The following is a 26,382-nucleotide window of genomic DNA, read 5'->3' as shown; positions in this document are numbered from 1 at the left end:
CTTGCCTCCTGTCTTGACACTGCGTCATCCTGACAGCTGACAAAAACGGGTTCAATTAGGTACACGCGTGATACCGGGGAGGAATATGACGAGCGATCGGGAAGCGCTGCTGCAATTTTCGCAGGCGTTCTGTGAAGAACTGAGCAACGACGATGAAGGGTTGAAGCGCGAGATCCTCGCGCATGCGGGCAACCGTTGGTCGCTGGGGGTATTGCATCTCCTGGGCACCCACGGGCCGCTGCGCCACGGCGAACTAGGCCGCCAATTAGCGGGCGTGACGCAGAGAATGCTGACGCGGACGCTGCGCCATCTCGAGCGGGATGGGTTGATATCGCGCTGCGATTATCAGGAAAAACTGCCCCGCGTGGTGTATACCATCACCGAGGCGGGGGAAGAGATGCTCATCAACATGCTGCCGCTCTGGTCGTGGATCATCTCCTCCGCCGACGCCTTCAGGGCAGCCCGCTCGCACTACGATGGCCAAGAGCGCGACGCCGAAAAATGAACGCGGGCTTCCCTGCCCGCAGGCGGCTATCAGCCGCCGCCCAGATAGGCCTTTCTCACCTGCGGATCGTTCAACAGTTCTTCCCCGCTGCCGGTGAGGCGGATCTGGCCGTTGACCATCACATAGCCGCGATCGGACAGTTTCAGCGCATGGTTGGCGTTCTGCTCCACCAGAAACAGCGTCATGCCGCTGCGAGTCAGTTCGCGCAGCACCCCGAAGATCTGCCGCACCACGATCGGCGCCAGCCCCAGGCTCGGCTCGTCCAGCAGCAACAGCTTCGGCCGGCTCATCAGCGCGCGGGCGATCGCCAGCATCTGCTGTTCGCCGCCGGACATGGTCATCGCCCGCTGGTTGCGCCGCTCTTTCAGGCGCGGAAACAGCTCGAACATGCGCGGCAAATCCTCTTCCAGGTAGCGATTGCCGACGGTGATGGTGCCCATCAGCAGGTTCTCCTCCACGCTCATGTCCGGAAAGATGCGCCGCCCCTCCGGTGCCTGCGCGATGCCGCTGCTGGCAACAAAGTGCGTGGAGCGGCGGCTGATGTCCTCGCCGCGAAACAGGATCTGCCCGCCGGCGATGCGCGGCTGACCGAAGATCGACATCAACAGCGTGGACTTGCCCGCGCCGTTGGCGCCGATCAGCGCCACCGTCTCCCCGGCGTTCACCTGCAGCGACACCTGGCGCAGCGCCTGGATCGGCCCGTAAAACACATCGACCTCGCGAAATTCCAACATCGCTTCACTCATCCCGCCAGCTCCTCTTCGTCCGCGCCCAGGTAAGCGGCGATCACCGCGTCGTTGCGTTGGATCTCCTGCGGCGTGCCGCGGGCGATCACATCGCCGTGATCGAGCACGATCACCCGATCGGAGATCTCCATGACCATGCCCATGTCATGCTCGATCAGCAGCACCGTGATGCCGTGATCCCGGCGTAGGAAGCGGATGATGCGGCTCAGCGCGGCCGTCTCCACCGGGTTCAACCCGGCGGCCGGTTCGTCGAGGCAGATCATCTCCGGCGCGGTGCACATGGCGCGCGCGATCTCCAGCCGCCGCTGCTGGCCGTAGGACATCTCCCCCGCCAGCCGGTTGGCGCAGTCCGCCAGATCCACCACCTCCAGCCAGTAGAAGGCGTGATCGAGCGCGGCGCTTTCCGCCCGGCGGTAGCCCGGCGTATTCAGCACCCCGGCGATCAGATTGCGGTTGCTCTGCATGTGCTGCGCCACCAGCAGGTTCTCCACCACCGACATTTCGCGGAACAGGCGGATATTCTGGAAGGTGCGCGCCAGCCCGGCGCGGTTGACCAGGTGGGTGCCGCCGAACATCTTGTAATAGAGGCGCGAACCGAGCCGCTTCGGGCGTATCCAGTCGCCGGTGCGGAACTTCTGCCCCAGCACCTGGATCACATCGGTCGGCCGCTTGTGGGTATTGAGCAGGATCGCGCCGCCGGTGGCGCGATAGAAACCGGTCAGGCAGTTGAACACCGTGGTCTTACCGGCGCCGTTGGGGCCGATCAGGGCGGTGATGGAACCGCGTTCCACCTCCAGATTGACGTCGTTCAGCGCCTTGATGCCGCCAAAGCGCATCATCAGGTGTTCCACCCGCAAAATGGCGTCGCTCATGGCGCCACCCCCTTGCGTTCCGCAAAGCTGGCGCGGCTGATACGCACCAGCCCGCGCGGCCGCCAGATCATCATCGCCACCATCAGCACACCAAACAGCAGCACCCGGTATTCGGCGAAACTGCGCAGCAGCTCCGGTGCCACCGTCAGCACAAAGGCCGCCAGCACCACGCCGAGGGTGGAGCCCATGCCGCCCAGCACCACGATCGCCAGGATCAGCGCCGACTCGAAGAAGGTGAACGAAGTCGGGTTGACGAAGCCCTGGTAGGTGGCGAAGAACACCCCCGCCAGCCCGGCGGTGGAGGCGCCGAGCATAAACGCCGACAGCTTCACCAGCACGTGGTTCAGCCCGAGGGAGCGGCAGGCGATCTCGTCCTCACGCAGCGCCTCCCAGGCGCGGCCGATCGGCATGCGCGTCAGCCGGTGCTTGATGTACAGCACCAGCAGCACCACCAAAAACAGCATCGCGTAGATGAAGATGAACTTGAGGTTGGGATTGTAATCGATGCCGAGAAACTCGTGGATCGGCACCCCGCCGTCCTTGGCGCGCCGGCCGAACTCCAGGCCGAACACCGTCGGCGCCGGCACCGAAATGCCGTTCGGCCCGCCGGTGAGCGACATCCAGTTGTTAAGCACCAGCCGGATGATCTCGCCGAACCCGAGCGTGACGATGGCGAGATAGTCGCCGTGCATCCGCAGCACCGGAAAGCCCAGCAGCGCGCCCGCCAACGCCGCCATCAGCGCCCCGAGCGGCAGCATCGACCAAAAACCGAGCCCGAGATACTGGTAGCCCAACGCCAGCCCGTAGGCGCCGATGGCGTAAAACGCCACGTACCCCAGATCGAGCAGCCCCGCCAACCCGACCACGATATTCAGCCCCAGCCCGAGCAGCACGTAGATCAGGCCGAGGATCGCCACCGTCAGCAGGTATTTGGTGGCGACGAACGGGAACAGCAGCGCGATCGCCGCCATCAGCGGCAGGAACCAGCGCAGATTGGATTTATAGCCCAGCGGACGCACGTAAACGCCGTCGTTGCCGCCGTCGAAGCGCGCCAGCACCTTGCGGCCCGGCGCGGTTTGCAGGAACAGGCTCAGCAGCAGCCGCCCGGCCATCACCGCGACGATGATCCACACCAGCCGGTGCGGCTCGAAGTTAAAGCTGTAGCCGTTCAGCACGATGCCGACGATCGGCCCGAACACGATCAGGGCGATCAGCCCGGCCAAAACGGCATCCAGCAGGCTGCGTTTGACGTTCAGCCCGCCGTTGATTGCGGATTGCGACATGGCGTTCTCCTTAAACCTTGGCGACCAGCGGCCGGCCGAGCAGGCCCTGCGGGCGGAAGATCAGGATCGCCACCAGCAACCCGAAGGAGAACACGTCCTTGTAATCCGAATTCACCATGCCGGCGAACTGCGCCTCCGCCACGCCGAGCAGCAGCCCGCCCAGCATCGCGCCCGGCAGCGAGCCGATGCCGCCCAACACCGCGGCGGTGAAGGCCTTGATGCCGATGATAAAGCCGACGTAAAAATCGAAGGTGCCGTAGTTCATGGTGATCAGCACCCCGGCCAGCCCGGCCATGGCGGCGCCGATCACGAACACCAGCGAGATCACCCGATCGGTATTGATGCCGAGAATCGAGGCCATTTTGCGATCCTGCTGGGTGGCGCGGCAGATGCGCCCCAGCCGGGTGCGCTGAATGATGTAGGTGAGGATCGCCATGCCGAGCAGCGACGCCACCAGAATGAACACCTTGGTGTAGGTGATCTGCACCACGCCGCCGTCGAATTCCAGGCGGAACACGCCGCTCAGCAGCGTCGGGATGCCCTGCTGGCGCGGCCCTTGGCTTATCTGCGCATAGTTTTGCAGGATTAACGACATGCCGATGGCGGAGATCAGCGGCGCCAGGCGGGTGGAGTTGCGCAGCGGCCTGTAGGCGATACGCTCGATCACCCAGCCGTACACCCCGGTGATGACGATGGTGAACACCAGCGTGCCGAGGATCAGCAGCGGGAACGATTGCAGCCCGAAGAACGACAGCAGCGCCAAACCGATGGCGCACAGGTAGGCGGAGATCATGTACACCTCGCCGTGGGCGAAGTTGATCATGCCGATGATGCCGTAAACCATGGTGTAGCCGATGGCGATCAGGCCATACACCGCGCCGAGGGTCAGGCCGTTGATCAGCTGTTGCAGAAAGAATACATCCATAATGAGCAGTCTCGCCTGGTAAGGCCGCCAACGCAGTCCGACGCGGCCCAAAGGTCATCGCGGAACGGGCGCGCCAAGGCGGCGGCCCGTCGGTCATAGGGTCACACCCTCAATGTTCGGCCGTTTACAGTTGGTGATATTTGCCCTTGTCATCCCATTGATAGACCACGTAATCCGAGACCTTCAGATCGCCCTTCTGATCCCAGGCTTTTTTACCCATCACGGTGTCCACATCGTGCGACTTCAACCATTCTGCGGCCTTGGCGCTGTCTTTGCCGCCGGTGGCGTTAAAGGCGGCGGCGATCGCCTGGATCGAAGCGTAGGAGTAAAGGGTGTACCCTTCCGGCTCAAAACCGCTGGCGCGGAACTTGGCGATCACCGCCTTGCCTTCCGCGATCTGGCGCGGATCGTTGCCGAAGGTCATCAGCACGCCGTTGGTGTACTGCGGCCCGCCGGCGGCGGTCACCAGCTCTTCGGTCACCACGCAGTCGCCGGAGAAGAACCTGGCGGTCACGCCCTGCTCGCGCATCTGGCGCACCAGCGGCCCGGCTTCGGGATGGCAGCCGCCGAAATAGACCACGTCCGGCTTAACCGAGGCGATCTTGGTCACCAGGGCGTTGAAGTCTTTCTCGCCGCGCGACAGCCCCTCATACAGCACCTCTTTAACCCCGCGCTTGTTCATCGCCGCCTTGGCGGCGTCCGCCAGCCCCTGGCCGTAGGTGTCTTTATCGTGGATCACCGCGATGCGTTTGGCCTTCAGGGTATCCAGCATGTAGTTGGTGGCGATGACGCCCTGCTGATCGTCGCGCCCGCACATGCGGAACATGGTCTTCATGCCGCGCTCGGTGATCTGCGGGTTGGTGGAGCCGGGGGTAATGGCGATGATGCCGGCCTCGTCATACACCTCGGAGGCGGGCATGGTGGATGAGGAACAGAAGTGGCCGACCACCGCCGACACCTTGTCCTGATCCACCAGCCGGTTGGCGACCGCGACCGCCTGTTTCGGTTCACAGGCGTCATCCCCCTGCACCAGTTTGATTTTTTCCCCTTTGATGCCGCCGGCGGCGTTGATGTCCGCCGCCGCCTGCGAAGCCCCGCGCCAATACTGATCGCCATAGGTGGCGTTCGGCCCGGAGAACGGCCCGGCGACGCCGATGACGATATCGGCCTGCGCGGAAAAAGCCGTGCCTAAACAACCGATGAGCAAAGCAGCGAGCGGACTTTTTATCAATTTCGATGACATTGTTATCTTCCTCAGCACTGTTGTAGCGAAACGCCCTGGGGCGCGGATCAGTCACTTTATGTGTAGACGGGGAAAATAATTTTCTTGAGAGCGCAGTCGCATTCCCCAAAAATGGGTAAGCAAAAATCCAGCCATTGTGACGACGAATACATATTGTTTGCTTATTCATCCTACATATCAGTTGCGGCGCGGCGTGTGGCGGCGATAACCAGGGTCTGGCCAATACGGTTAGCGCGAGTGGAAGTATGGGAGGGAGAACGGCCCTGCACCATCGCCGTGCAAAGGTGTGTGCAAGCGACGTCAAAACGATTGGGGATGCAAAAATCAACGCATCGCGATGGAAAATGCCGAAAAACAGCGCAACGTGCTCATTCCCTCAGCAAACGCGCTTTTTTTGCAGTTTAGCGCTTTGACAAACCCCGGATGCCCCGCTATTATTCGCCCCGTTCCAACGATTCCTCTGTAGTTCAGTCGGTAGAACGGCGGACTGTTAATCCGTATGTCACTGGTTCGAGTCCAGTCAGAGGAGCCATATTTAGAGAAGCCCGCTTAAGGAAACTTAAGCGGGCTTTTTGCTTTAACGCTGAATGCATGGACAGGCAGCGTTACTCCTTGGCTATCGGCGCGTCATTCTCTTCAATTTTTACCTTGCCCTGAATATCCGCAATCTTCTTCTCCAGATCCGCCACCTGCGCTTTGCTGTGCAGCAAGGTATAGGTCAGATCAAACTGCGCACTGGTGCCAGGCTGCAGCTGCTTAACGCGTTTTTGTTCGCGCTCAATAGTGACCGGGTAGGCATAGCTGGTGCCCGGCTCAATCCCCGTCACATACCCCTGTTTTAACGTATCGGTATTCTTCCACAGCGTCAGAACGGGCAGCTGGCGGGTATCGAACTGAATCGCCACCCCTTTGTCGCCCGCGTTATTGACCAGCGCCGCCAGCGTTTGATGATTCGAATCTGATAACGGCTTAATGTTAAAGACCATTTCATCGAATCCTTTGGTTGGTCCGGCATAGGTTCCCCAGGTCTTCAGCCCGGCTTTGGCATAGTCGTTAAACGGGCTGATGTTGGCCATCGGCGCCAGGAAGCGGGCGCCATTTTCCAGAATCGGCGCGCCGAAATTGCTGTGATAAATAATCTGGTAGTCATGGGGATAATCCGCCCGGTTGGTTAACACATCATGCAGGCTGAAACTGTTGCTGCCGGGCACATAGCGCAATTCGGTCAGGGTTTGCAGATCGGCTTTTTTGAATGTGCTCTCTTTGATCAGGCCGCGAATACGAATTTCATACGGCGCCGCATCCGCTACCTCAACCTCAACCCGCGAGGCCGGCGTATTGCCCGCTTTGCCGTGCAACGTGTAAATTTGCCCTGCGTCGGTCACCGGATGACCGGTCCACTCATAGCCACAACGCACCATCATCTCATTGAAACCTTCCAGCCAGCCGAGCCCATTGCGGCTTTCCAGGTTGATAAAGGCGGGGTTGACCACCTCTTTGACCGGGGAATCCCATCCCATTTTCGCGCCAAAGCCTTCTGCCCGCAGGAGGTTCATGCCGCGGGTGGGGCTCAGCGTGATGGTCAGGCCATCCTCGCTGCGGATAATCACGACTTTGCTGCCTTCTTGCTTGCCGCCGTGCAACACTTTCTGCTCAATGCTGAACGTTTTATCCTTCACCTTCAGCGCCTCGCTCGAAATCTTCCAGTTTCCTTTCTCCACGCCATCTTCAGCGCTGGTCAGCACCCAACTCTGCGCCGCAGCCTGCCCTGAAATCAGGGCCGAAAACACCGCCATAACCCATGTCTTTTTCATTTCCCTCCCCCTTTAGCTGAATCGATTTTTTTCTAAACAAGGAAAATCTACTGTTAAGCAGGTTAAAGAAATGTGATGAGCTTCACCGGGTGAGTATTTGAAGAAATAGCACGATAAAAATACGAATTTCATCGCAGTTTTAATGAAAGACGTTGAGTTTTTGCACATGAAATGAGCTGTTTATCAACATAATTTGTATCGTTTCAGCTAGGAAACCAGGAGACAGTTACAGGCAAGCAAGACATCGCGAAGGGAGTGCGGGTGGCTTGTTTAACGCTATCCGGCCCAAACGAAAGCGCTCAGACGGCCTGCCCGTCTTGAGCCTCTTTGCTTTCACGGCCGCCTGCTTGTGTCAAAGGAGCCCTGGTGCACAACGCCCGCTCCGGGAAACCTGGGCGGGCTTTGTGCCTTTCTGCCGTTAGCGCTTACAGCACAAACTCGTAGTGAGAGCCGTCCGGCAGTTCGATGTCCAGGCGCAGTTTGCCGCCGGCCGCCTCAACATAGCGTTTAAGCGAAGACAGTTTCAGATCGCGGCCCGGTTTTTCCATCACGGCAACGGTCGGCTGCCTGATCCCCAGCGCCTGCGCCATTTCAACCTGGGTTTTCTGCACCTTCTCGCGCAGCTCGGCAAGGTGAATGTTCAGCATGATGTCCGCCGCCAGCGCCTGCGCTTTGGCCACGACCTCGGGCTTTTCCTCCGCAATAAGCTGTTCCAGCGTTCTGCCCATCGCGTCACTCCTTCTCTTTTAGTGTGTTCAGCCAATTCGTGAATTCCCGATCGGCAATCTGCAGCATTCGATCGTAAAAACGTTTTTCATCGCCCGCTTTATTGCCCGCGCAAAGCACCATGCCGACGCGGTACGGATCGAAGGCGAAGAATGCCCGCAACGGTTCGCCACGGCACTGAATGCGCAGCTCTTTCATGTTGCTGTAACGCGAGCCTTTAACCGTATCGGCATAGGGTCTGGGCAAGCCGGGCCCTTTTTCCCGCAGGACCATCAATGCAGCAAGCACGCAGGCCCGGTCGGCATCGCTGAGTGATCTGAACCAATGATCAAATGCATCCGTTGTTTTAATTTCCCACACGGGCCCCCTAAAATATAGATCAGTAACTATATAGATGTAAAGCTATAGCAGAGAGGCGCTGGGATAGCATGCAAAGGCATGCGTGGATACTGCAAGGCTGAACGTACATCCACGTATCTTGCAAACGCAGTGCGAGGCATTCACCTTTTTACGCGCGGTATCGAACAATCGTTCAGAGGCACGGGGCGCTTCCCCGCCGCCCCTTTATGAACCCTGTCACAAAAAGCGCATAACGTTTTCGGCGTTCTGCGCCGCGGGCGATGAGCGGCAAACTTGTTAACGCCACGTTACATCGGGTTAGGCAACATTGTTAACGCCGATTGATGCGTCAAACGCATCGCGCCATGAGTTTATTGCGCTTATTTACTTTATTTTCCTGAGCGAGTCTTCAGCAACAGGCGCGGCGTCAAGCGCCAATAACAAACTGGAGATAAAGATGCATTCCTCTACCTCACCCATGACCACCCGGGCCAGAACCGGCGCGATACTGCGCGTCACCTCCGGCAACTTTTTAGAGCAGTTCGATTTTTTCCTGTTCGGCTTTTACGCTACCTACATCGCACACACCTTTTTCCCGGCCAGCAGCGAGTTCGCCTCGCTGATGATGACCTTCGCGGTATTCGGCGCAGGTTTTCTGATGCGCCCGATCGGCGCCATCGTGCTGGGCGCTTACATCGATAAAGTCGGCCGCCGCAAAGGGTTGATCGTGACCCTGTCGATCATGGCCGCGGGCACCTTCCTGATCGTGCTGATCCCCTCTTACCAAAGCATCGGGCTTTGGGCGCCGCTGCTGGTGCTGTGCGGGCGTCTGTTGCAAGGCTTCTCGGCCGGCGCGGAGCTGGGCGGCGTGTCCGTCTATCTGGCCGAAATCGCCACGCCGGGCCGTAAAGGCTTCTACACCAGCTGGCAGTCCGGCAGCCAGCAGGTGGCTATCATGGTGGCGGCGGCCATGGGCTTCGCGCTCAATGCGGCGCTGGAAGAAAGCGCCATTCGCGAATGGGGCTGGCGCCTGCCTTTCCTGTTCGGCTGCCTGATCGTTCCCTTCATCTTCTTCCTGCGCCGCAAGCTGGAAGAGACGCAGGAATTTACCGCTCGCCGTCACCACCTGGCGATGCGCGACGTGTTTAAAACCCTGCTGAAAAACTGGCCGGTGGTGATCGCCGGCATGCTGATGGTCTCCATGACCACCACCGCGTTTTACCTGATCACCGTCTATGCGCCGACCTTCGGCAAAAAGGTGCTGCTGCTCAGCGCTTCCGACAGCTTGCTGGTCACCCTGCTGGTGGCGATCTCCAACTTCATCTGGCTGCCCATCGGCGGCGCGCTGTCGGACCGTTTCGGCCGCAAACCGGTGCTGGTCGCCATGACGCTGCTGACGTTGGCCACCGCCTACCCGGCGCTGAGCCTGCTCGCCGCCGCCCCCAGCTTCAGCATGATGCTGGCCGTGCTGCTGTGGCTGTCCTTCATTTACGGCCTCTACAACGGCGCCATGATCCCGGCCTTGACGGAGATCATGCCAACGGAAGTGCGGGTGGCCGGGTTCTCGCTGGCCTACAGCCTGGCGACGGCGGTGTTCGGCGGCTTTACGCCGGTCGTCTCCACCGCGTTGATCGAATACACCGGCGACAAGGCTTCACCGGGCTACTGGATGAGCTTCGCCGCGCTGTGCGCCCTGCTGGCGACGCTGTATATGTATCGCCGCATCGCCATGCCGCTGCAAACCGCGCGCTAAGCCGCCATCTCAAAAGGAATGATGCCATGCAAAAACTCACTCGTTCGATCCTCGCCGCGCTGGTATGCGCCTCCTGCAGTACGGCGGCGCTGGCCAAAGACGTGACCGTCATGATCTCCGGCGGCTTCAAAGCCGCGCTGGAGAAGCTGGCCCCGGAGTATGAAGCCCAAAGCGGCGACAAAATCATTCTGGTGCCCGGCCCCTCGATGGGCAAAACGCCGCAGGCGATCCCCGCGCGGCTGGCGCGCGGAGAGCAAGCCGATGTGCTGATCATGGTGGGCGACGCGCTCACCCAACTGGAAAAAGAGCGCTGGACCCAGCCGGGTTCGCGCGTGGAGCTGGCCGATTCGCCGATCGGCATGGTGGTTAAGCAAGGCGCGCCCAAACCGGAGATAAAAACGGATGCCGACCTGCGCAATGTCTTGCTGCAGGCGGACTCTTTCGCCTATTCCGACAGCGCCAGCGGCCGCTATGTCAGCGGCCAACTGTTCAAAAAGCTGGGCATCGAGGAACAGGTGAAAGGGAAAGCGCATAAGGTTGAGCGCATTCCGGTGGCCTCTGAAGTGGCGCAGGGGAAATACGCGCTGGGCTTCCAGCAGGTCAGCGAATTGCTGCCCGTGGCGGGCGTGACCTTTATCGGCGAGCTGCCTGAAAACGTGCAGTACATCACCCGCTTCGCGGGCGCGGTAACCGCCAAGGCGGAGCACCGCCGCGAAGGCAAAGCGCTGCTGGACTTCCTCGCCTCCCCTCAGGCGCAGCCGACCATTCGCGCGACCGGCATGCGAACCGTGCCGGCGCCGCAGCCGGTCAAGCAGAGTGATACTGTTCAGTAATCAGCTTTTCCAGCTCGGCGGCGACGAAAGACTGCATGCGGCCGCCGCGTCTGATGAGACCCACGGTGCGTTTCACCAACGGATCGACCAGCGGCACCGACGTCAACACCGAGTGCTCTGAAACGGGCATCGACATGGCGGGCACGGCGGCAATGCCGATGCCCGCCTCAACCATGCCCAGCATGGTCGTCACATGGCGAGTTTCACACACGCTGGGGCGTTCCGGCACGAGGTGTTCCAGGCGCTGATCGAGCAGATTGCGATTGCCGGAGGTTTTATCCAGCGACACGTAATCCTGCTGATAAAATTCCCGCCAGGTGAGGCTCTTTTTACCGGCGAGCGGATGGTCGCGCCGGCAGGCGGCCACGTAGACGTCCCCCACCAACGGCACAAACTCAAGATTAGGCTGCAGCCGCCCGGCGAAGCAGATGCCGAAATCGGCCTGGCCGCCGGTGACCGCCTCGATGACATTGCCTGCGCTGCCGTCGATCAGCTTAACGCGCACGCGCGGATAGCGAAGCCGGAAACGGCGTATCACGTCGGGCATGAAATAGTAGGCCGCCGACGGCACCGTGGCGACGGTGACCAGCCCCACCCGCTCCTGGCTGACCTTATCGATATCGGCCATCACCGCTTCGACGTTCATCAGCAGCTGCTCCGAACGTTCGGCGAAGGCCTGCCCGTACAGCGTCAAGGTCACGCGCCGGGTGGTGCGATCGAACAGTTTGATGCCCAGCGCGTTTTCCAGCTTCTCAATCCTGCGGCTCAATGCCGACTGCGACAGGCAGATGGACTCTGCGGCCAGCCGAAAATTGCCGTACTCCACCAGCGCGCGAAACGCATAAAGATCGTTGAGATCAAAATTCACGGGCATAACGGCAACCTATCCTTACCATGGCGCCAAAGGCGTAAAGCAACGATAATAGCCGCTTATTTAGCCGCAGCAACCGGTTTAACGCCGGAGCGCGCCTCGCCGTTATCCTCCCAGCAGCACCGTCCCCCAAATAATGATGGTCATTATCACCGCCACCAGCTGCGCTGCGCCGCCCAGATCTTTGGCGCGTTTGGATAACGGATGCAACGCCAGCGAAATGCGATCGACCACGGTTTCAATCGCCGTATTAAGCAGCTCAACCACCAGCAGCAGGAAACTGCAGGCGATTAATAACAGCCGCTCCATTTTTGTAATATCCAGAGTAAATGTAACAACCAGTAAAATGGCGTTAATAACCAATAATTCACGAAACGCATTTTCGGTCAGCACGGCACCAATAAAGCCGGCCCAGGAGTTCCTTATGCTGTAGGTTAATCGGCTTATTCCCTTTTTCTTTTCCACAGGCATGCATTCTGCTCTCTTCAGCATCACGGCGATCGCGGTTCAATCACGCGCCGTGAATTTATCTCGGGTTTATTAATTAACGGCCTTAACCGTTCCACTCTGGGGTCAATGCTTTCACTCACGCTCAGTCCCCCAAAACGAACGGCGCCGCACGCAATGCGCTTATTATCCTGATGGCGCTAAAAGGCGATGCGATATCAGTCGATTAAAGCGTCTTTTCGTACAACCGGTAGCGCTTATAAGGCACCGCGCCGATACGTTCTAAAATCGTCCGCATGCCGGTATTGGTTTCCAGGATCCACGACATTTCCAGCGCGTCGATATTACGCTTGGCGAACGGCTCGCGCAGCGCCTCAATCAACAGCAATGCAATAATCGGCCCGATGCGGCTGAATTGATATTCCTGGCGAACGCCCATCAGCGGCACGCGCGCGGTGCGAACGCCGCTGACTTTCAGCCGCCACAATAACTTCGCCCAACCGAACGGCAATAACCGCCCCTGCAGATCGGCAATCGCCTCATTAATGTTCGGCAACCCGACAATAAAGGCGCAGGGCGCGCCATCCACCTCGGCGATATGGATCATATCGTCGGGCACCAGGAACTTCAGCTGATCCCCCATGGTGGCGAACTCATGCTCGGTGAACGGAACAAACCCCCAGTTATGCTGCCACCCCGAGTTGAACACCTCGCGCAGCACCTGCATCTCCTCGCGAAAGCGCTTGCGGTTGAGGCGGCGAACGGTCACCTTTTGGCGCACCTGATCCATCATCCGGGTCAGCGACGGCGAAAAATGCAGGTCGGTTCTTTTCATCCAATAAGCAAGTAAATCAATCCCTTCGTTATACCCTTGCTGCGCTATCTGGGCCGCGTAGTAAGGTTTGGCATGGGTCATCAGGGCCGACGGCGGCGTGTCGAACCCTTCGACCAGCAGGCCGCTTTCCTGATTGATATTGAGGCTGAACGGCCCGGTGATTTTCCGCGTGCCCTTGGACCGCAACCACTCCTCCGCCGCCGTGAATAACGCGCTGAACACGGCGGGATCGTCAACGGCGTCGATCATGCCGAAGTGACCGGTATCTTCTCCGTGCAGCGCCCGGTGCAGGGAATCGATTTGCGCGGTGATGCGCCCGACGACCTTCCCCTGCTTTTTCGCCACCCACGCCTGCCATTCGATATGATCGGTGCCGGGATTCTTCTTTGACAGGTGCTCTTCGCGCTCTAAATACAGCGGCTCAATCCAGTTCGGGTCATCACGAAACAGTAACGAAGGGAAAGCAATAAATTCTTTAAGTTCGCGTTTATCCAGAACTTTCTCAATACGGATCATAAATAGCCTTACGTTTTAATAAAATAATTAAATATGAGCGCGACAACGCCTTTAGCATTTTTTATGCTGTTCTCTTTTATTGGATTGTGTATTGCCTCCGGTTCAACGATAAGAAAAACCGAATATTTCCCCCTGTGAACCAGCGCATTATTTGCCTATCACGCGCACTGAGGCGGCGTGATTAAACAAAAAAAGGAAAGCCCAAAGCGGCGCTGACATGCTACGCTATGCGTGCTCTTTTATTATTTAGTGCTATTTTGGCGAAAGAAACCCGCCGCTTTAAGTGTACCGACTTTAATCAGGAGGCGTGCCGCCATTTTTACCACTTAATGCTCTTTTTAAGAATCAACTTAAATGAGGCATTCACTTTTTGATTTCTTGCGGCATACTGTTTAGGAAGTGTTTAAGTTCGAAGATAGCCATGCATGAGGTCATAACCTATGAGCAGACAGGTATTTCCTGCCCGACAGATGCAGACTAAAGAACGGCGAACCTCGGGTATTACAATCACCTCTCGTATATCTCCAGGTCGCCGCTCAAGGCTGATAATGCAGGCCGCTCACGCGCTACCGGGTTAATAACCGGCGTGCCGCTCAAGTACGGCAATATACGCTATTCGCGGAATGAAGATGGTTGAATAACAAACTTATTCAAAACCTATTCATAGTAAAACATCAATTACCTCGCCAAGAGTGATTTAACTCTTTTGGTGATTTTTAATCTATGGCTAAGTTTGTCTATGTCTGAAACAAGTTCCGTTCATTCTCTTCCCATGCGCTATGCGGACTTCCCCACTTTAGTGGACGCGTTGGATTACGCGGCGCTCGGTAATACGGGAATGAATTTTTACGATCGGCGCAATCAACTCGTGACCGTTCTCGATTATCGCACGCTGCAGCAAAAAGCGATCTCGGGCGCGCGGCGTTTATTGTCCCTGAAGCTCAAGAAAGGCGATCGCGTGGCGCTTATCGCCGAAACCAGCGCGGGGTTCGTCGAAGCCTTTTTCGCTTGCCAATATGCCGGCCTGGTGGCGGTGCCATTGGCGATCCCGATGGGCGTGGGCCAGCGCGACTCCTACACCGCCAAACTGAAGGGGCTGATCGCCAGCTGCAACCCGGCGGCTATCATCAGCAGCGAAGAGTGGACGCCGCTCATCGCCTCCGCCACGGAAAACGCGTCAGCGATGCACATCCTCAGCGACGCGGATTTCAACGCATTGCCCGAGCCGGAGATCGCGCTGCCGGCGCCTTCGCCCGACGATATCGCCTATCTCCAATACACCTCGGGCAGCACCCGCTTCCCGCGCGGCGTGATCATCACCCAGCGGGCGGCGATGGCGAACCTGAATGCGATCAGTCGCGACGGGATCAAGCTGCGCGCGGGCGATCGCTGCGTGTCGTGGCTGCCCTTCTATCACGATATGGGCCTGGTCGGTTTCCTGCTGACGCCGGTGGCGACCCAGCTGTCCGTCGATTATCTGCGCACGCAAGATTTCGCCATGCGCCCGATGCAGTGGCTGAAACTGATCGCCAAGAATCGCGGCACGGTGTCCGTCGCCCCGCCGTTTGGCTACGATCTGTGTCTGCGCCGCAGCAACGCCAAAGAGCTGGCCGATCTGGATCTCTCCAGCTGGCGGGTCGCCGGCGTGGGCGCCGAGCCGATCCCGGCCGAGCTGCTCAGCCAGTTTGGCGAACACTTCAGCAGCATCAACTTCGACAGCAAAGCCTTCATGCCGTGCTACGGGCTGGCCGAGAACACCCTGGCGGTGAGCTTTTCCGATCCTTGCTCCGGCCCGCAAACCAACGCGGTCGACCGCGATATTTTGGAGTACGAGGGTAAAGCGGTCGCGCCGGGCAAAAAAACCCGCGCCGTCTCGACCTTCGTCAACTGCGGCCGTGCGCTGCCCGGCCACCGCATCGAGATCCGCAGCGAAACCGGGCAACCGCTGCTGGAGCGCCAGGTCGGCCATATCACGATTTCCGGCCCCAGCCTGATGAACGGCTATTTCTGCGACGATGAATCTCAGAAGCAAATTCAGGTGACCGGCTGGATGGATACCGGCGATCTGGGCTACCTGCTGGACGGCTATCTGTACGTCACCGGCCGCAAGAAGGATTTGATCATCATTCGCGGCCGCAATATCTGGCCGCAGGATATTGAGTACGTCGCGGAATCCGAACCGGAAATCCGCTCCGGCGATGCGATCGCCTTCGTGACCGAAGAACACGACGAAGCGGCCAGGATCATTTTGCAAATCCAGTGCCGGGTCAGTTCGGAAGAGCGCCGGGAGCAGATCGTGCATTCGCTGAGCGCGCGCATTCAAAGCGAATTCGGCATCGCGGTGGACATCGAGCTGCTGCCGCCGCACAGCATTCCCCGCACGTCGTCGGGCAAACCCGCCCGCGCCGAAGCCAAGAAACGCTGGCTGAGCGCTTCGCTCTACCCGCAAATGCCGCAGTTGGCCGGTTTCGCGCAATGAGCGGCACCGTGGCGGTGACGGGCGCGACCGGCTTTATCGGCCGGCATATCGTCCGGGAACTGCTGGCGCAGGGGTTTAGCGTGCGCGCCCTGACGCGACAAGCCGACAAAGCCGCCGCGGACAACCTGCAATGGATCCCCGGCGCGCTGGAAGATCGGCCTTCGCTCACCGAACTGGTGCGCGGCGCCGAGTGCGTCGTGCACTGTGCAGGCCAGGTGCGCGGACATGCGGAAGCGGTGTTCACCCGCTGCAATGTGACCGGCAGCCTGAACCTGATGCAGGCGGCCAGGCAAAACGGCCGCTGCAATCGTTTCTTGTTCATGTCGTCGCTGGCGGCGCGCCATCCGGCGCTGTCCTGGTATGCCCATTCAAAACAGGCCGCCGAGCAGCAGTTGATCGCCGCCTCGGGCGAGATCGCGCTGGGGATTTTCCGCCCGACGGCGGTTTACGGGCCGGGCGATAAAGAGCTGAAACCGCTGTTCAACGGCCTGCTGCGCGGCGTGCTGCCCCGGCTGGGCGCGCCTGACGCCAAACTCTCTTTTCTGCACGTGAGCGATTTGGCGCAGGCGGTCGGCCAATGGTTATTGGCGCAGCCCGCCCAGCCGAATATTTACGAACTGTGCGACGGCGTGGCCGAAGGCTATGACTGGCTGCGCCTGCGGGACATCGGCGCCGCCGTGCGTCACGGGCCGGTGCGGCTGGTGGGCATTCCGCTGCCGCTGCTGAAAGCCCTGGCGGATATCAGCGTGGTGTGGAACCGCCTGATAAAACAGGAGCCGATGCTGACGCGCAGCAAAATACGCGAATTAACCCATCAAGACTGGTCCGCCAACAATCAGGCGCTGTCGCAACAGATTAATTGGTTTCCACAGGTGAGTTTGGAACGCGCGCTGCGTGAAGGGCTGTTTTAATTATTCCAAGTAGAGGTGTGTCAACGTTCTTATGCTAAATCGCGATGCTGTAATGGATTATATCCTGACGTGTTTGCAAGGTATCGTCGAAGGCGGAGTGGAAATAAAACCTGATAGCGATCTCGTCAATGATCTTGGCCTGGAATCCATCAGAGTCTTGGATCTGCTGATGATGCTGGAAGATGAATTAGATATCTCCATTCCGATCAATATATTGCTTGATGTCAGAACGCCTGAGCAACTGCTTGACGCGCTGCGCCCTTATCTGGAGAAAAACCATGGGACTGTATGACAAGTTTGCGCGGCTCGCGGGCGATCGCGAACAGTTTCAAACCTCCGGCCTGAATCCGTTCGGCACCTGCATCGACGAAGTCTATTCCGCCACTCAGGGGCGCATCGGCGATCAAAAGATTGTCCTCGCCGGCACCAATAACTACCTTGGCCTGACGTTCGATGCGCAGGCGATCGCCGCCGGCCAATCTGCCCTGGCCGCGCTCGGCACCGGCACCACCGGCTCGCGCATGGCGAACGGCAGCTACGGATCGCACCTGGCGCTCGAACGGGAGCTGGCGGCATTCTTCGATCGCCCGAGCGCCATCGTGTTCTCCACCGGCTACACCGCCAACCTGGGCGTCATCAGCACGCTGGCGGGGCCGGGATCCGTGGTGTTGATCGACGCGGACAGCCACGCGAGCATTTACGACGCCTGCGCCCTCGGCGGCGCGGAGATTATTCGCTTTCGCCACAATGACGCCGCCGATCTGGAGCGCCGCATGGTGCGCCTGGGCGAGCGCGCCCGCGAGGCGCTCATTATCGTGGAAGGCATCTACAGCATGCTGGGCGACGTCGCCCCGCTGGTGGAAATCGTCGATATCAAGCGGCGGCTGGGCGGGTATCTGCTGGTCGACGAAGCGCATTCCTTCGGCGTAATGGGCGAACACGGCCGCGGCCTGGCCGAAGCGCTGGGCGTCGAGCAAGACGTGGATATCATCATGGGCACCTTCAGCAAAAGCCTGGCTTCGATCGGCGGTTTCGCCGTCGGCGGCAAGGGGATGGACGTGCTGCGCTACAGCAGCCGGCCGTATATCTTTACCGCTTCGCCGTCGCCGTCCAGCATCGCGTCGGTGCGCACGGCGCTGCAAAAAATCGCGCGCCATCCCGAGCTGCGGGAAAAACTGTGGAGCAACGCACATCGCCTGTATCACGGCCTCGCCGAGCTGGGCTATACCCTGGGGCCGCGCATCAGCCCGGTGGTGCCGGTGATGATCGGTTCGAAGGAGGACGGCCTGCGTTTCTGGCGCGAGCTGATCGCCCACGGCGTGTATGTGAATCTGGTGCTGCCGCCGGCCGCGCCGGCGGGCGTCACCCTGCTGCGCTGCAGCGTCAATGCCGCGCACAGCGATGAAGAAATAGACACCATCGTGCGCGCCTTTGCGGCGCTGAAAAAATAAAGCCTTTCCCTCTCGGCCGCGGCGGCGGCGAAAACGCCATCGCCGCCCTGCCGAATCGTTGCGCCTCAGCGCGCAGCCGGTGATGCCCCATCCGCCGAATAGCGATACCCCTGCGCCGCCATAAATTCCGCGATGGCTTTTTCCGCCGCCGAAAGCACCTCCTCGATCGGCCGATCGGCATCGAGATCCACGATGTCGGCGCCTTCGAAGGTCAATAACGGCGTGACGGCGATCTTTTTCTCCAGCGCCGCTTTGCGGTGATCGGGTTTACGGGCGCAGGCCACGTCCAGACTGACATTCAGCTTGAGCACCAGATCCGGTTTTTGCTTCGCCATCCACTGGAACGCCGCCCGCTCCCGCGCCGCCAGCCAACGGACGAAACGGCTGCCTTCGACATCGACGGGAAATACCGTGCCGTCATACGCGCCGGGGATTTGCGCCTGCGGAAAACGGTCGGTCAGCACGATGAACCCCTGCCGCCGAAACGCCAGCATGCGACGAAACCGCAGCAGCCGCCGCCCCACGAAGGCGATGATCACCGCCGACGGCAACAGGCCGATGCGGGATTTTTTCGTTTTGACTTTTTTGGTATTGCTTTCGATAGCCTTGCCCACCGAGCGCCCGAGCAGCGGCAGTTTCGCCGCCGCGCGCCCGACGTTGCCCGCCTGTTTGCCCAGATGCACCTGCACCGCCGGGCCATAATGTTGCACATATTCGATCAGATGTTCACAAACGGTGGACTTACCCGATCCGTCGCTGCCGATAACCGCAATCAGCGGCGGAAATTTTGCATTCATAATCAGACTCTCTTTCAATACACCAGAAACGGCATGCCCTATTTGCAACGAAATATCGCTCACGGCCGCGACGGCAGCGCGAAGATAATTGCCATAACGCCGCGCCAAACCGCACAAAAGATTAAGCGAAAATGGAAAACCTCTGCTCTTTTTTCGCCGTGAGCCAGGCCGAAAGTTAACATAAAAAGCGAAACCGGCTCACGCCCGACCAATTAGCACAAAATAACAAGAACGGACGCCATAAATATCGATTCAAATAACACACAGGAATACCGAACCCATTATTTTATCGCGGCAAAGCACAATAAATATCTTGAACCCAAGGCGTATTGGAATACAATAGTTTTTTTCGCATTGGATTAATTATTGTGAGTCAGCAGATAAGACCTTCATCTGATCGCTCGCCCGTGCGCGTAATAGCGATAACCGGCTGTGACGGCTCGGGAAAATCCACCCTGGCCGCCAGTCTGGTCGATGCCTTATCGGCGCAAGAACCTGCCGAACTGCTTTATCTCGGCCAGTCTTCCGGGCGTATCGGCGAATGGATCAGTTCGCTGCCGATTATTGGCGCGCCCTTCGGGCGTTATTTGCTGAAGAAATCACAGCGCGTGCACGATCGCCCTGCTACGCCGCCGGATAATGCCACGGCGCTGGTGATCTTTTTACTTTCCTATTGGCGCGTTTTTAAATTCCGCCGCATGCTGAAGAAAAGTCGCCGCGGCGTATTGCTGATTACCGATCGTTATCCGCAGGCCGAAGTGGCGGGATTTCGTTTCGATGGCCCGCAGCTGGCGAAAACCGCCGGCGGCAATCGCTGGATACGTTGGCTGAGAAAACGCGAACAACGTCTGTACCACTGGATGGCGTCTTATCAGCCGTTATTATTAATTCGGCTGGATATTGACGAGCAAACGGCCTATTCACGCAAACCCGATCACTCGTTGGCGGCGTTGCGTGAAAAGATCGCCGTCATCCCACACCTGACGTTTAACGGCGCTAACATATTGGATTTGGACGGCCGCGAGCCGGCCAAGCATATTTTCGATGCTTCGCTGCGCGCCGTTAAAATATCGCTGAGGGCCGCCAATGCCTAGCCGCCAAATAACCTTTTCGTAGCGAAACAGATGAAAAAAAATAAACTCACTGCCGCACAGGATACCTCTCCCGCCTGCATCACCGGGCTGATTGCCGTGGTGGGCAGCGACGGCACGGGCAAATCTACGCTGACCGCCGATCTGGTGAAAAACCTGCAGCAGCATCGCCCCACGCAGCGCCGCTATTTGGGGCTGATCTCCGGCGAAGACGGCGACAAAATCAAGAAATTGCCGTTCATCGGCGTGTGGCTGGAGCGGCGCCTGGCGGCCAAATCCGATAAAACCCAGCGCATGAGCAACAGGCCGCCGGCGCTGTGGGCGGCGCTGATCATGTACGGCTTTTCGCTGTGGCGTGCTTCCAACCTGCGCAAGGTGCGGCGGCTGGCGCAGAGCGGCGTGCTGGTGATCAGCGATCGCTACCCGCAGGCGGAAATTTCCGGTTTTTACTACGATGGGCCCGGCATCGGTGTGGAACGCGCAAAAGGCCGGCTATTGCACCGCCTGGCGGCGCGCGAACGCCGTTTATATCAACGCATGGCCGTCTATCGGCCGGAGCTGATCATTCGCCTGGATATCGACGTCGATACGGCGTTTTCCCGCAAGCCCGATCACAGCTATGAAGAGCTGAAAGACAAGATTTCCGCCATGGTGCGCCTGCAGTACAACGGCGCGCGCATCATCGAGCTGGACGCCAGAGCCCCTTACGACGAGGTATTGAGCAACGCGCTCAACGCCATTTCCGCCGTGGTGAACCCCGCGAAGCGCCCCCAGAGCGACATCGGGCAACCCGGCGAAAACGCCGGTGAAGAAACTCAGGTTTATTAAAAAGAGACAGGGCAAGCGCATGAGTGCGGAACACAAGATGCACAAAAATAACGATGATGGCTGGTTTAAGTTATGAAACGATGGTTTTCCGATGGCGCGTTTCGTTCCATCTTACGTAATGCCGCCTATTTAGGCTCCGGCAGCGTCGCCAGCGCACTGCTTGGCCTGCTGGCGCTCTCTTGCGCCGGTAAAGGCATGTCGCCTGAAATGTTCGGCGTGCTGGTGGTGATCCAGGCCTATACCAAAGCGGTCAGCGATTTCATCAAATTCCAGACCTGGCAGTTTGTGGTGCAATTCGGCACCCCGGCGCTGGAGCATCAAAATACCGGGCGCTTCCGCGACGTCGTCGCGTTCTCCTTCGGCCTGGATATCGCCAGCGGCGTCATCGCCGTGCTGGGCGGCATGATCATGCTGCCGTTCCTGTCACACGCCCTGGGGCTGGACAGCGAAAGCTTCTGGCTCGCCATGCTGTACTGCACCCTGATCCCGTCGATGACCTCGTCCACGCCGACCGGCGTGCTGCGCGCCTTCAACCGCTTCGATCTCATCGCCATTCAGCAAGCGATCAAGCCGTTCCTGCAGGCGGTGGGCAGCGTCATCTCCTATTATTTCGATCTGGGGTTCCCCGGCTTTATCGTCACCTGGTACGCCTCTAACCTGATCGGCGGCACGCTGTTCTGGTGGTTCACCGCGCGCGAGCTGCGCCGCCGCGATATCCACGGCGCGCTGCGGCCGCGCCTGTTCAACGTCGCGCGCCGCATCGAGGGCGCCTGGAACTTCGTCTGGACCACCAACATCGCCCATACCATCTGGGCCGCGCGCAACTCCTGCACCACCGTGCTGGTGGGCGTGGTGCTCGGGCCGGCCGCCGCCGGGCTGTTCAAGATCGCCATGACCTTCTTCGATGCGACGGGCACCCCGGCCAAGCTGCTGGAGAAAAGCTTCTATCCCGAGATCATGCGCCTGGATCCGCGCACCAAGACCCCGTGGCTGCTGGGCCTGCGCTCTTCGCTGCTGGCCGGCGGCATCGGCCTGGCCGTCGCGGTGTTGATGCTGCTGGTGGGCAAGCCGCTCATTTCCGCGGTGTTCGGGCAGCAATACCTGGAAGCCTATGACCTGATTCAAATCATGCTGGGCGCGATCATCGTCTCGATGATGGGCTTCCCGCAGGAATCCTTGCTGTTTATGGCGGGCAAGCAGCGCGCCTTCCTGATCGCGCAGGCGACGGCCTCGGCGGCCTATATCGCGCTGCTGGTGTCGATGGCGTACGCCTTCGGCGTGCAGGGCGCCGCTTTCGCTTATTTACTGGGGCAATGTTTAGACGTGCTGTTATCCCTGATACCGACGATCGGCGCCTACCGCAATCGCTTTATGTTGGGGCTGAATGTGCCCAAAGAGAGTAATCAATGACCGCTAACACGAATTGGAAGAAGTTTTCCGCCGAAACCACCCAGGCGCTGTTTGTCGCCGTGGAAGAGGATGACCTGGTCGAGGCGAATATCAGCCTGCCGCAGCAGATCGATCTGGAATGCTCCCCCGAGAGCATCCGGGACAACTACGCGCTGTGCCTGCAGTTTTGGGAAGACGGCTTTTCCCGCCGCGAGCTGCTGCAACTGGTGAACGGTTTCCTGCAAGACCCGCAGTTGGCGGCGGCCACCCGCATGCGCTACAAATATATCCGCGCCCGCTATAAGCACCTGCGCTTCGCCCAGCAGCTGTACGGCGCGCCCCACCGCGCCAACCGCCTGTTCCACACCACCACCGTGGTGCTCGGCCATTTTCAGGACGCGTTTCGCAACGGCAACCAGAAGAACCTGACGCTGTACGGCAACCTGCTGCGGCTGCTGCTCAGCAAGCCGGTATGGTCTTACGTGCGCTATGCGCTGCGCCACACCCGCCTGGAAAGCGCACAGGGCTTTATCGCCTACCGCCAGGCGCAGATGCGCCAGCTGCAGACGCTGATCGCCGGCCCGGCGCTGACCGGGCATCAGTTCCACGACGTGCGCAAAATCGTCAGCCGCCAGGTGTCGTTTTACGACACGCTGAGATCGATCGATCCGGACAACCGCGAGGCCCGGCAGATCTCGCGCTTCCTGGCGGCGATTAACGGCCTGATGGGCGACCGGCACGACGTGATGGTGGCGGACAAGCTGGCCGGCGGCGATATCTATGACCGGCCGGCGACGCTGGACATCGACATCCGCCAGCGCCTGGAGCTGCTGCTGGCGCGTTTTCCGCTGTCGTTTTCCCCGTCGGCCGTCGCGGCCGGCAGATAAGCGCGTTGCCCGTAGCCATGATGACGTTACCTCGCTTGCTGGCCCTTGCGCTGCTGCTGTCGCCGCTGGCGGCGCCAGCGCATAACTTCGTGCAGGGCCGGCCGGTGGCGCCGATCGCCATCGCCGATCGCGGCGAGCTGCTGCTGCGCAACGGCGATTTCAGCTACCGGCCGTGGAACAGCGCAAAACTGGCGGGCAAGGTGCGGGTGATCCAGTACATCGCCGGGCGCACCTCCGCCAAAAAGAAGAACTCGCTGCTGATCAACGCCGTTAAGGACGCGAACCTGCCGGGCGACCGCTTCCAGCCGACCACCATCGTTAATACCGACGATGCGATACCGGGCTCCGGCTTCTTCGTGCGCGGCAAGATCGAGAAAAACAAGCGGCATTACCCCTGGGCGCAGTTCATCATCGACAGCGACGGGCTGGGGCGCATGGCCTGGCGGCTGCCGGAGGAGAGCTCAACCATCGTAGTGCTGGACAAGGCCGGGCGCGTACAGTGGGCGAAGGACGGCGCACTCACCCCGCAGGAAGTTGACCAGGTGATCGCCCTGCTGCGCGCGCTGATCGCGCAGGAGACGCCATGACGCGCACGCCGCCGGGAGCCGATGACGCATGCCTTTGATTGAACGCTATATCACGGTTGAGATCCGCCGCCTGGTGATGATGATCGCCGGGTTTCTGATCTTCATGTTCGCCAGCTACTCCGCCCAGCGCTACCTGACCGACGCCGCCAACGGCACGCTGGCGCTGCGGGTGGTGGCCGACGTGGTTTTCTATAAATCGCTGATCGCGCTGGAGATGATATTGCCCGTCGCGCTGTATGTCTCGGTGGCGGTCGCGCTGAGCCAGATGTACAGCGATGCGGAGATCACCGCCATGCTGGCCGCCGGCGCCAGCCCGCTGCGGCTGTACAAGGCGGTGCTGCTGCTCGCCGTGCCGCTGGCGATAGCGGTCACGCTGCTGTCGCTGTATGGCAGGCCCTGGGCGTACGCCAATATTTATCAGCTGCAACAACAGTCGCAGTCGGTGCTGGACGTGAGCCACCTGCAAGCCGACAAATTCAACGTCAGCGGCAACGGCCGCATGATCCTCGCCAATCACGTCGACAAAACGGCCAACCACCTGACGGACGCCCTGATTTATGTGCGCGGCAGCCATCACACCAACCTGTACCGCGCGCAGTCGGTGGAGGTGCTCGACGCCTCCCCTGCCAGCCCCGCCGTGCGGCTGAAAACCGGCACCGCCTATGTGCTGGATCGTGAGGGCGCCGACGACAACGGGCAGAACTACGACAACTTTGATATCGCGCTCAAACCGTTCGTGCCCAGCGCCGAGAGCCAGCACAAGTCGGCCTCGCCGGCGGAGCTGGCGCGCTCCGCCGATCCGGGCGACGCTGCCGAACTGCAATGGCGCGAGAGCCGCGGGCTGACCACCGTGCTGATGGTGCTGCTGGCGATCCCCTTGAGCCGCATCAAGCCGCGACAGGGACGCTACGCCGCGCTGCTGCCCCTGACGGTGCTGTTTACCGTGATTTTCTATGGCGGCAACATTTGCCGCACGCTGGTGGCCAACGGCTCTCTGCCAACGATCCCCGGCGTTTGGCTGGTGCCGATAGCCATGGCTGTCGGCATCGCCCTGCTGCTGGCGCGCGACTTATCCCTGCTGCGGAAACCCTCCCGATGACTATTTTTAGCCGCTACCTAATGCGCAACGTGTTCATCGGCTTCGCCGCCGCGGCCGGGCTGCTGATCCCGCTGTTCACCACCTTCACGCTGATCAACGAGCTGGAGGACGTGACCCCGAGCGGCTACCGCTGGCAGCAGGCGCTGCTGGTGACCGTGATGACCCTGCCGCGCAGCCTTGTCGATCTGGGGCCGTTTATCGCACTGCTCGGCGGCATCGTCGGGCTGGGGCAGCTGTCTAAAACCCTGGAGCTGACGGCGATCCGCTCCGCCGGGATGTCGATATTCCGCATTGCGCTGGTGATGCTCGCCGCCGGGCTGCTGATGAACCTCTCGCTCGGCGCTCTCGATGAATGGGCGGCCTCGCCGCTGCAGCAGCGCGCGCTGCAGATGAAGAACAACGCGCTGGCGCAGTCGAACGCTAACGACGTCACCGTGAACCCGCTGTGGGCGCGGCGCGGCAACGAGTTTGTGACGGTCAAAACCGTCGATGAGAACGACCAGCCCCACGGCATAGAGATCTTCCGTTATCAGGCCAACCGCGCGCTGGAGTCTTACATTTACGCCGACAGCGCCAGCACCGCCGCCGACGGCAACTGGCTGCTGCACAACGTGATGCAGAAAAGCTGGCAAGGCAGAAAGGAAACGATTGAGCGGCAAAGCAGCCTGCCGTGGCGCTCGCTGTTCGCCGTGCCGAGCCTGAAAGAGCTGACCCTGCCGGCGGGCAGCTTCTCGCTCCAACAGCTGGATCGCTATATCGATTATCTGCAGGGTTCTGGGCAACCCAGCACCGAATACCGCCTGGCGTTGTGGAAAAAACTCGGCCAGCCCCTGCTGGTGCTGGCGATGATTCTGCTAGCCATCCCGTTTACCTTCACCGCCCCACGTGCGCCCGGCGTGGGCAGCCGATTAGCGCTCGGCGTGATCGTCGGGCTGCTGACCTACATCGCTTACCAGATCGTCCTCAACCTGGGGTTGCTGTTCGCCCTCAACGCGCCTTTCACCGCCCTCGCCCCGCCGCTGTTGCTCCTGGCGTTGGCGCTGGCGCTGGTTTATCGGTTTGATCGGCGGGGTTAAAAACCCACAGCAGCCTTTGGAAAACAAGAACTTTCCGGTTAACATTTGGCCGGCTTTACAAATTGGCTTGAGCCGTTAT

At 59.9% G+C, this 26,382-nt stretch carries 26 protein-coding genes and 1 tRNA gene; 15 read left to right on the top strand and 12 right to left on the bottom strand.

All coding sequences use genetic code 11. The features are described from left to right. The first annotated feature begins 85 nt into the window (after window positions 1-85). Complete coding sequence (locus tag J9788_RS07160; protein ID WP_182264174.1) at window positions 86-505, top strand: helix-turn-helix domain-containing protein; 420 nt, start codon at window positions 86-88, stop codon at window positions 503-505. 29 nt (window positions 506-534) lie between these two features. Here the strand turns inward: J9788_RS07160 and J9788_RS07155 are convergent, their stop codons facing one another. From J9788_RS07155 to J9788_RS07135, 5 genes are all read right to left on the bottom strand, one after another. Next, window positions 535-1,251 carry an ABC transporter ATP-binding protein gene (locus tag J9788_RS07155; protein WP_033651872.1) on the bottom strand — a complete coding sequence of 239 codons (717 nt, stop codon included), beginning with the start codon at window positions 1,249-1,251 and terminating at the stop codon, window positions 535-537. Then, on the bottom strand, window positions 1,248-2,123 hold the full coding sequence (locus J9788_RS07150; protein WP_182264173.1) for an ABC transporter ATP-binding protein: 876 nt from the start codon (window positions 2,121-2,123) through the stop codon (window positions 1,248-1,250). Before J9788_RS07150 ends, J9788_RS07155 begins: the two co-directional genes overlap by 4 nt. Further along, entirely contained in the window at window positions 2,120-3,406 is a 1,287-nt protein-coding gene (livM, locus tag J9788_RS07145; RefSeq protein WP_182264172.1) for a high-affinity branched-chain amino acid ABC transporter permease LivM, read from the bottom strand. Before livM ends, J9788_RS07150 begins: the two co-directional genes overlap by 4 nt. Before the next feature lie 10 nt (window positions 3,407-3,416). Beyond that, window positions 3,417-4,331, bottom strand: a complete 915-nt coding sequence (locus J9788_RS07140) for a branched-chain amino acid ABC transporter permease (protein WP_033643752.1) — start codon at window positions 4,329-4,331, stop codon at window positions 3,417-3,419. Window positions 4,332-4,455: 124 nt separating this feature from the next. Then, window positions 4,456-5,574: a branched-chain amino acid ABC transporter substrate-binding protein gene (locus J9788_RS07135; protein WP_094143511.1), complete on the bottom strand. Its 1,119-nt coding sequence runs from the start codon at window positions 5,572-5,574 to the stop codon at window positions 4,456-4,458. A 456-nt stretch (window positions 5,575-6,030) separates the two neighbouring features. On the opposite strand from J9788_RS07135, the gene J9788_RS07130 reads away from it, so the two are divergent. Continuing rightward, window positions 6,031-6,106 (top strand) — tRNA-Asn (locus J9788_RS07130). Window positions 6,107-6,179: 73 nt separating this feature from the next. Here J9788_RS07130 and J9788_RS07125 read toward each other — a convergent pair. The 3 genes from J9788_RS07125 to J9788_RS07115 all read right to left on the bottom strand — a co-directional run bounded on the left by J9788_RS07125 (window position 6,180) and on the right by J9788_RS07115 (window position 8,474). Then, window positions 6,180-7,388, bottom strand: coding sequence for an aldose 1-epimerase family protein (locus J9788_RS07125; RefSeq protein ID WP_182264171.1), 1,209 nt, complete (start codon window positions 7,386-7,388; stop codon window positions 6,180-6,182). A gap of 425 nt (window positions 7,389-7,813) precedes the next feature. Then, entirely contained in the window at window positions 7,814-8,116 is a 303-nt protein-coding gene (locus J9788_RS07120; RefSeq protein WP_046896398.1) for an XRE family transcriptional regulator, read from the bottom strand. Window positions 8,117-8,120: 4 nt separating this feature from the next. Next, the gene (locus J9788_RS07115) at window positions 8,121-8,474 is read right to left on the bottom strand and encodes a type II toxin-antitoxin system RelE/ParE family toxin (RefSeq protein ID WP_182264170.1); all 354 of its coding nucleotides are present in this window, start codon (window positions 8,472-8,474) and stop codon (window positions 8,121-8,123) included. A gap of 436 nt (window positions 8,475-8,910) precedes the next feature. Here J9788_RS07115 and J9788_RS07110 point away from each other — a divergent pair, with 436 nt between their 5' ends. Next, window positions 8,911-10,206 (top strand): MFS transporter, encoded by a 1,296-nt coding sequence (locus J9788_RS07110; protein ID WP_182264169.1) that lies wholly within the window; start codon window positions 8,911-8,913, stop codon window positions 10,204-10,206. 26 nt (window positions 10,207-10,232) lie between these two features. Continuing rightward, the gene (locus J9788_RS07105) at window positions 10,233-11,039 is read left to right on the top strand and encodes a substrate-binding domain-containing protein (RefSeq protein WP_182264168.1); all 807 of its coding nucleotides are present in this window, start codon (window positions 10,233-10,235) and stop codon (window positions 11,037-11,039) included. On the opposite strand, the gene J9788_RS07100 is transcribed toward J9788_RS07105, so the two are convergent. From J9788_RS07100 to J9788_RS07090, 3 genes are all read right to left on the bottom strand, one after another. Continuing rightward, the gene (locus J9788_RS07100; protein ID WP_182264167.1) at window positions 11,014-11,913 is read right to left on the bottom strand and encodes a LysR family transcriptional regulator; all 900 of its coding nucleotides are present in this window, start codon (window positions 11,911-11,913) and stop codon (window positions 11,014-11,016) included. The two genes, J9788_RS07105 and J9788_RS07100, sit on opposite strands and share 26 nt — an antisense overlap. A gap of 102 nt (window positions 11,914-12,015) precedes the next feature. Beyond that, the gene (locus tag J9788_RS07095) at window positions 12,016-12,381 is read right to left on the bottom strand and encodes a diacylglycerol kinase (RefSeq protein ID WP_046896394.1); all 366 of its coding nucleotides are present in this window, start codon (window positions 12,379-12,381) and stop codon (window positions 12,016-12,018) included. 202 nt (window positions 12,382-12,583) lie between these two features. Further along, a complete protein-coding gene (locus J9788_RS07090) occupies window positions 12,584-13,708 on the bottom strand; it encodes a DNA-binding protein (protein WP_046896393.1) in 1,125 nt (374 codons plus the stop codon). A gap of 739 nt (window positions 13,709-14,447) precedes the next feature. On the opposite strand from J9788_RS07090, the gene J9788_RS07085 reads away from it, so the two are divergent. From J9788_RS07085 to J9788_RS07070, 4 genes are read left to right on the top strand one after another with little or no spacing between them, the layout of a single operon-like run. After that, window positions 14,448-16,187 (top strand): fatty acyl-AMP ligase, encoded by a 1,740-nt coding sequence (locus J9788_RS07085; protein WP_182264166.1) that lies wholly within the window; start codon window positions 14,448-14,450, stop codon window positions 16,185-16,187. Beyond that, window positions 16,184-17,098, top strand: a complete 915-nt coding sequence (locus J9788_RS07080) for an NAD(P)-dependent oxidoreductase (protein WP_182264165.1) — start codon at window positions 16,184-16,186, stop codon at window positions 17,096-17,098. The genes J9788_RS07085 and J9788_RS07080 overlap by 4 nt, the downstream gene beginning before the upstream one ends. 31 nt (window positions 17,099-17,129) lie before the next feature. Continuing rightward, complete coding sequence (locus tag J9788_RS07075) at window positions 17,130-17,390, top strand: acyl carrier protein (protein WP_015378483.1); 261 nt, start codon at window positions 17,130-17,132, stop codon at window positions 17,388-17,390. Then, the gene (locus tag J9788_RS07070) at window positions 17,377-18,549 is read left to right on the top strand and encodes an aminotransferase class I/II-fold pyridoxal phosphate-dependent enzyme (RefSeq protein ID WP_089194954.1); all 1,173 of its coding nucleotides are present in this window, start codon (window positions 17,377-17,379) and stop codon (window positions 18,547-18,549) included. The genes J9788_RS07075 and J9788_RS07070 overlap by 14 nt, the downstream gene beginning before the upstream one ends. Window positions 18,550-18,614: 65 nt before the next feature. On the opposite strand, the gene J9788_RS07065 is transcribed toward J9788_RS07070, so the two are convergent. After that, window positions 18,615-19,346 carry a thymidylate kinase gene (locus J9788_RS07065; RefSeq protein WP_182264164.1) on the bottom strand — a complete coding sequence of 244 codons (732 nt, stop codon included), beginning with the start codon at window positions 19,344-19,346 and terminating at the stop codon, window positions 18,615-18,617. A gap of 368 nt (window positions 19,347-19,714) precedes the next feature. On the opposite strand from J9788_RS07065, the gene J9788_RS07060 reads away from it, so the two are divergent. The 7 genes from J9788_RS07060 to lptG all read left to right on the top strand — a co-directional run bounded on the left by J9788_RS07060 (window position 19,715) and on the right by lptG (window position 26,303). Beyond that, on the top strand, window positions 19,715-20,440 hold the full coding sequence (locus tag J9788_RS07060; RefSeq protein WP_182264163.1) for a hypothetical protein: 726 nt from the start codon (window positions 19,715-19,717) through the stop codon (window positions 20,438-20,440). Window positions 20,441-20,470: 30 nt separating this feature from the next. Further along, window positions 20,471-21,265 (top strand): hypothetical protein, encoded by a 795-nt coding sequence (locus J9788_RS07055; protein ID WP_182264162.1) that lies wholly within the window; start codon window positions 20,471-20,473, stop codon window positions 21,263-21,265. A 72-nt stretch (window positions 21,266-21,337) separates the two neighbouring features. Then, a complete protein-coding gene (locus J9788_RS07050) occupies window positions 21,338-22,675 on the top strand; it encodes a lipopolysaccharide biosynthesis protein (RefSeq protein WP_004935553.1) in 1,338 nt (445 codons plus the stop codon). Beyond that, on the top strand, window positions 22,672-23,541 hold the full coding sequence (locus J9788_RS07045; RefSeq protein ID WP_182264161.1) for a hypothetical protein: 870 nt from the start codon (window positions 22,672-22,674) through the stop codon (window positions 23,539-23,541). The genes J9788_RS07050 and J9788_RS07045 overlap by 4 nt, the downstream gene beginning before the upstream one ends. 20 nt (window positions 23,542-23,561) lie before the next feature. Next, window positions 23,562-24,128, top strand: a complete 567-nt coding sequence (locus J9788_RS07040) for a YtfJ family protein (protein WP_182265081.1) — start codon at window positions 23,562-23,564, stop codon at window positions 24,126-24,128. A 28-nt stretch (window positions 24,129-24,156) separates the two neighbouring features. Further along, on the top strand, window positions 24,157-25,227 hold the full coding sequence (lptF, locus tag J9788_RS07035; RefSeq protein WP_182264160.1) for an LPS export ABC transporter permease LptF: 1,071 nt from the start codon (window positions 24,157-24,159) through the stop codon (window positions 25,225-25,227). Further along, window positions 25,224-26,303, top strand: coding sequence for an LPS export ABC transporter permease LptG (gene lptG, locus J9788_RS07030; RefSeq protein ID WP_182264159.1), 1,080 nt, complete (start codon window positions 25,224-25,226; stop codon window positions 26,301-26,303). The genes lptF and lptG overlap by 4 nt, the downstream gene beginning before the upstream one ends. Window positions 26,304-26,382: the final 79 nt, after the last annotated feature.

The sequence above is a fragment of the Serratia sp. X10 genome (genome assembly GCF_017811775.1).
Lineage (GTDB): Bacteria > Pseudomonadota > Gammaproteobacteria > Enterobacterales > Enterobacteriaceae > Serratia > Serratia ureilytica.
The sequence above is the reverse complement of the archived record's forward strand: the minus strand, read 5'-3'. Positions and strand labels throughout refer to the sequence as shown.

Excerpts from the sequence above, each read along its gene's own strand:
- J9788_RS07160 (WP_182264174.1), top strand. The coding sequence starts at position 86 with ATGACGAGCGATCGGGAAGCGCTGCTGCAATTTTCGCAGGCGTTCTGT.
- J9788_RS07155 (WP_033651872.1), bottom strand. The coding sequence starts at position 1,251 with ATGAGTGAAGCGATGTTGGAATTTCGCGAGGTCGATGTGTTTTACGGG.
- J9788_RS07150 (WP_182264173.1), bottom strand. The coding sequence starts at position 2,123 with ATGAGCGACGCCATTTTGCGGGTGGAACACCTGATGATGCGCTTTGGC.
- livM (WP_182264172.1), bottom strand. The coding sequence starts at position 3,406 with ATGTCGCAATCCGCAATCAACGGCGGGCTGAACGTCAAACGCAGCCTG.
- J9788_RS07140 (WP_033643752.1), bottom strand. The coding sequence starts at position 4,331 with ATGGATGTATTCTTTCTGCAACAGCTGATCAACGGCCTGACCCTCGGC.
- J9788_RS07135 (WP_094143511.1), bottom strand. The coding sequence starts at position 5,574 with ATGTCATCGAAATTGATAAAAAGTCCGCTCGCTGCTTTGCTCATCGGT.
- J9788_RS07125 (WP_182264171.1), bottom strand. The coding sequence starts at position 7,388 with ATGAAAAAGACATGGGTTATGGCGGTGTTTTCGGCCCTGATTTCAGGG.
- J9788_RS07120 (WP_046896398.1), bottom strand. The coding sequence starts at position 8,116 with ATGGGCAGAACGCTGGAACAGCTTATTGCGGAGGAAAAGCCCGAGGTC.
- J9788_RS07110 (WP_182264169.1), top strand. The coding sequence starts at position 8,911 with ATGCATTCCTCTACCTCACCCATGACCACCCGGGCCAGAACCGGCGCG.
- J9788_RS07105 (WP_182264168.1), top strand. The coding sequence starts at position 10,233 with ATGCAAAAACTCACTCGTTCGATCCTCGCCGCGCTGGTATGCGCCTCC.
- J9788_RS07100 (WP_182264167.1), bottom strand. The coding sequence starts at position 11,913 with ATGCCCGTGAATTTTGATCTCAACGATCTTTATGCGTTTCGCGCGCTG.
- J9788_RS07095 (WP_046896394.1), bottom strand. The coding sequence starts at position 12,381 with ATGCCTGTGGAAAAGAAAAAGGGAATAAGCCGATTAACCTACAGCATA.
- J9788_RS07090 (WP_046896393.1), bottom strand. The coding sequence starts at position 13,708 with ATGATCCGTATTGAGAAAGTTCTGGATAAACGCGAACTTAAAGAATTT.
- J9788_RS07085 (WP_182264166.1), top strand. The coding sequence starts at position 14,448 with ATGTCTGAAACAAGTTCCGTTCATTCTCTTCCCATGCGCTATGCGGAC.
- J9788_RS07080 (WP_182264165.1), top strand. The coding sequence starts at position 16,184 with ATGAGCGGCACCGTGGCGGTGACGGGCGCGACCGGCTTTATCGGCCGG.
- J9788_RS07075 (WP_015378483.1), top strand. The coding sequence starts at position 17,130 with ATGCTAAATCGCGATGCTGTAATGGATTATATCCTGACGTGTTTGCAA.
- J9788_RS07070 (WP_089194954.1), top strand. The coding sequence starts at position 17,377 with ATGGGACTGTATGACAAGTTTGCGCGGCTCGCGGGCGATCGCGAACAG.
- J9788_RS07065 (WP_182264164.1), bottom strand. The coding sequence starts at position 19,346 with ATGAATGCAAAATTTCCGCCGCTGATTGCGGTTATCGGCAGCGACGGA.
- J9788_RS07055 (WP_182264162.1), top strand. The coding sequence starts at position 20,471 with ATGAAAAAAAATAAACTCACTGCCGCACAGGATACCTCTCCCGCCTGC.
- J9788_RS07050 (WP_004935553.1), top strand. The coding sequence starts at position 21,338 with ATGAAACGATGGTTTTCCGATGGCGCGTTTCGTTCCATCTTACGTAAT.
- J9788_RS07045 (WP_182264161.1), top strand. The coding sequence starts at position 22,672 with ATGACCGCTAACACGAATTGGAAGAAGTTTTCCGCCGAAACCACCCAG.
- J9788_RS07040 (WP_182265081.1), top strand. The coding sequence starts at position 23,562 with ATGACGTTACCTCGCTTGCTGGCCCTTGCGCTGCTGCTGTCGCCGCTG.
- lptF (WP_182264160.1), top strand. The coding sequence starts at position 24,157 with ATGCCTTTGATTGAACGCTATATCACGGTTGAGATCCGCCGCCTGGTG.
- lptG (WP_182264159.1), top strand. The coding sequence starts at position 25,224 with ATGACTATTTTTAGCCGCTACCTAATGCGCAACGTGTTCATCGGCTTC.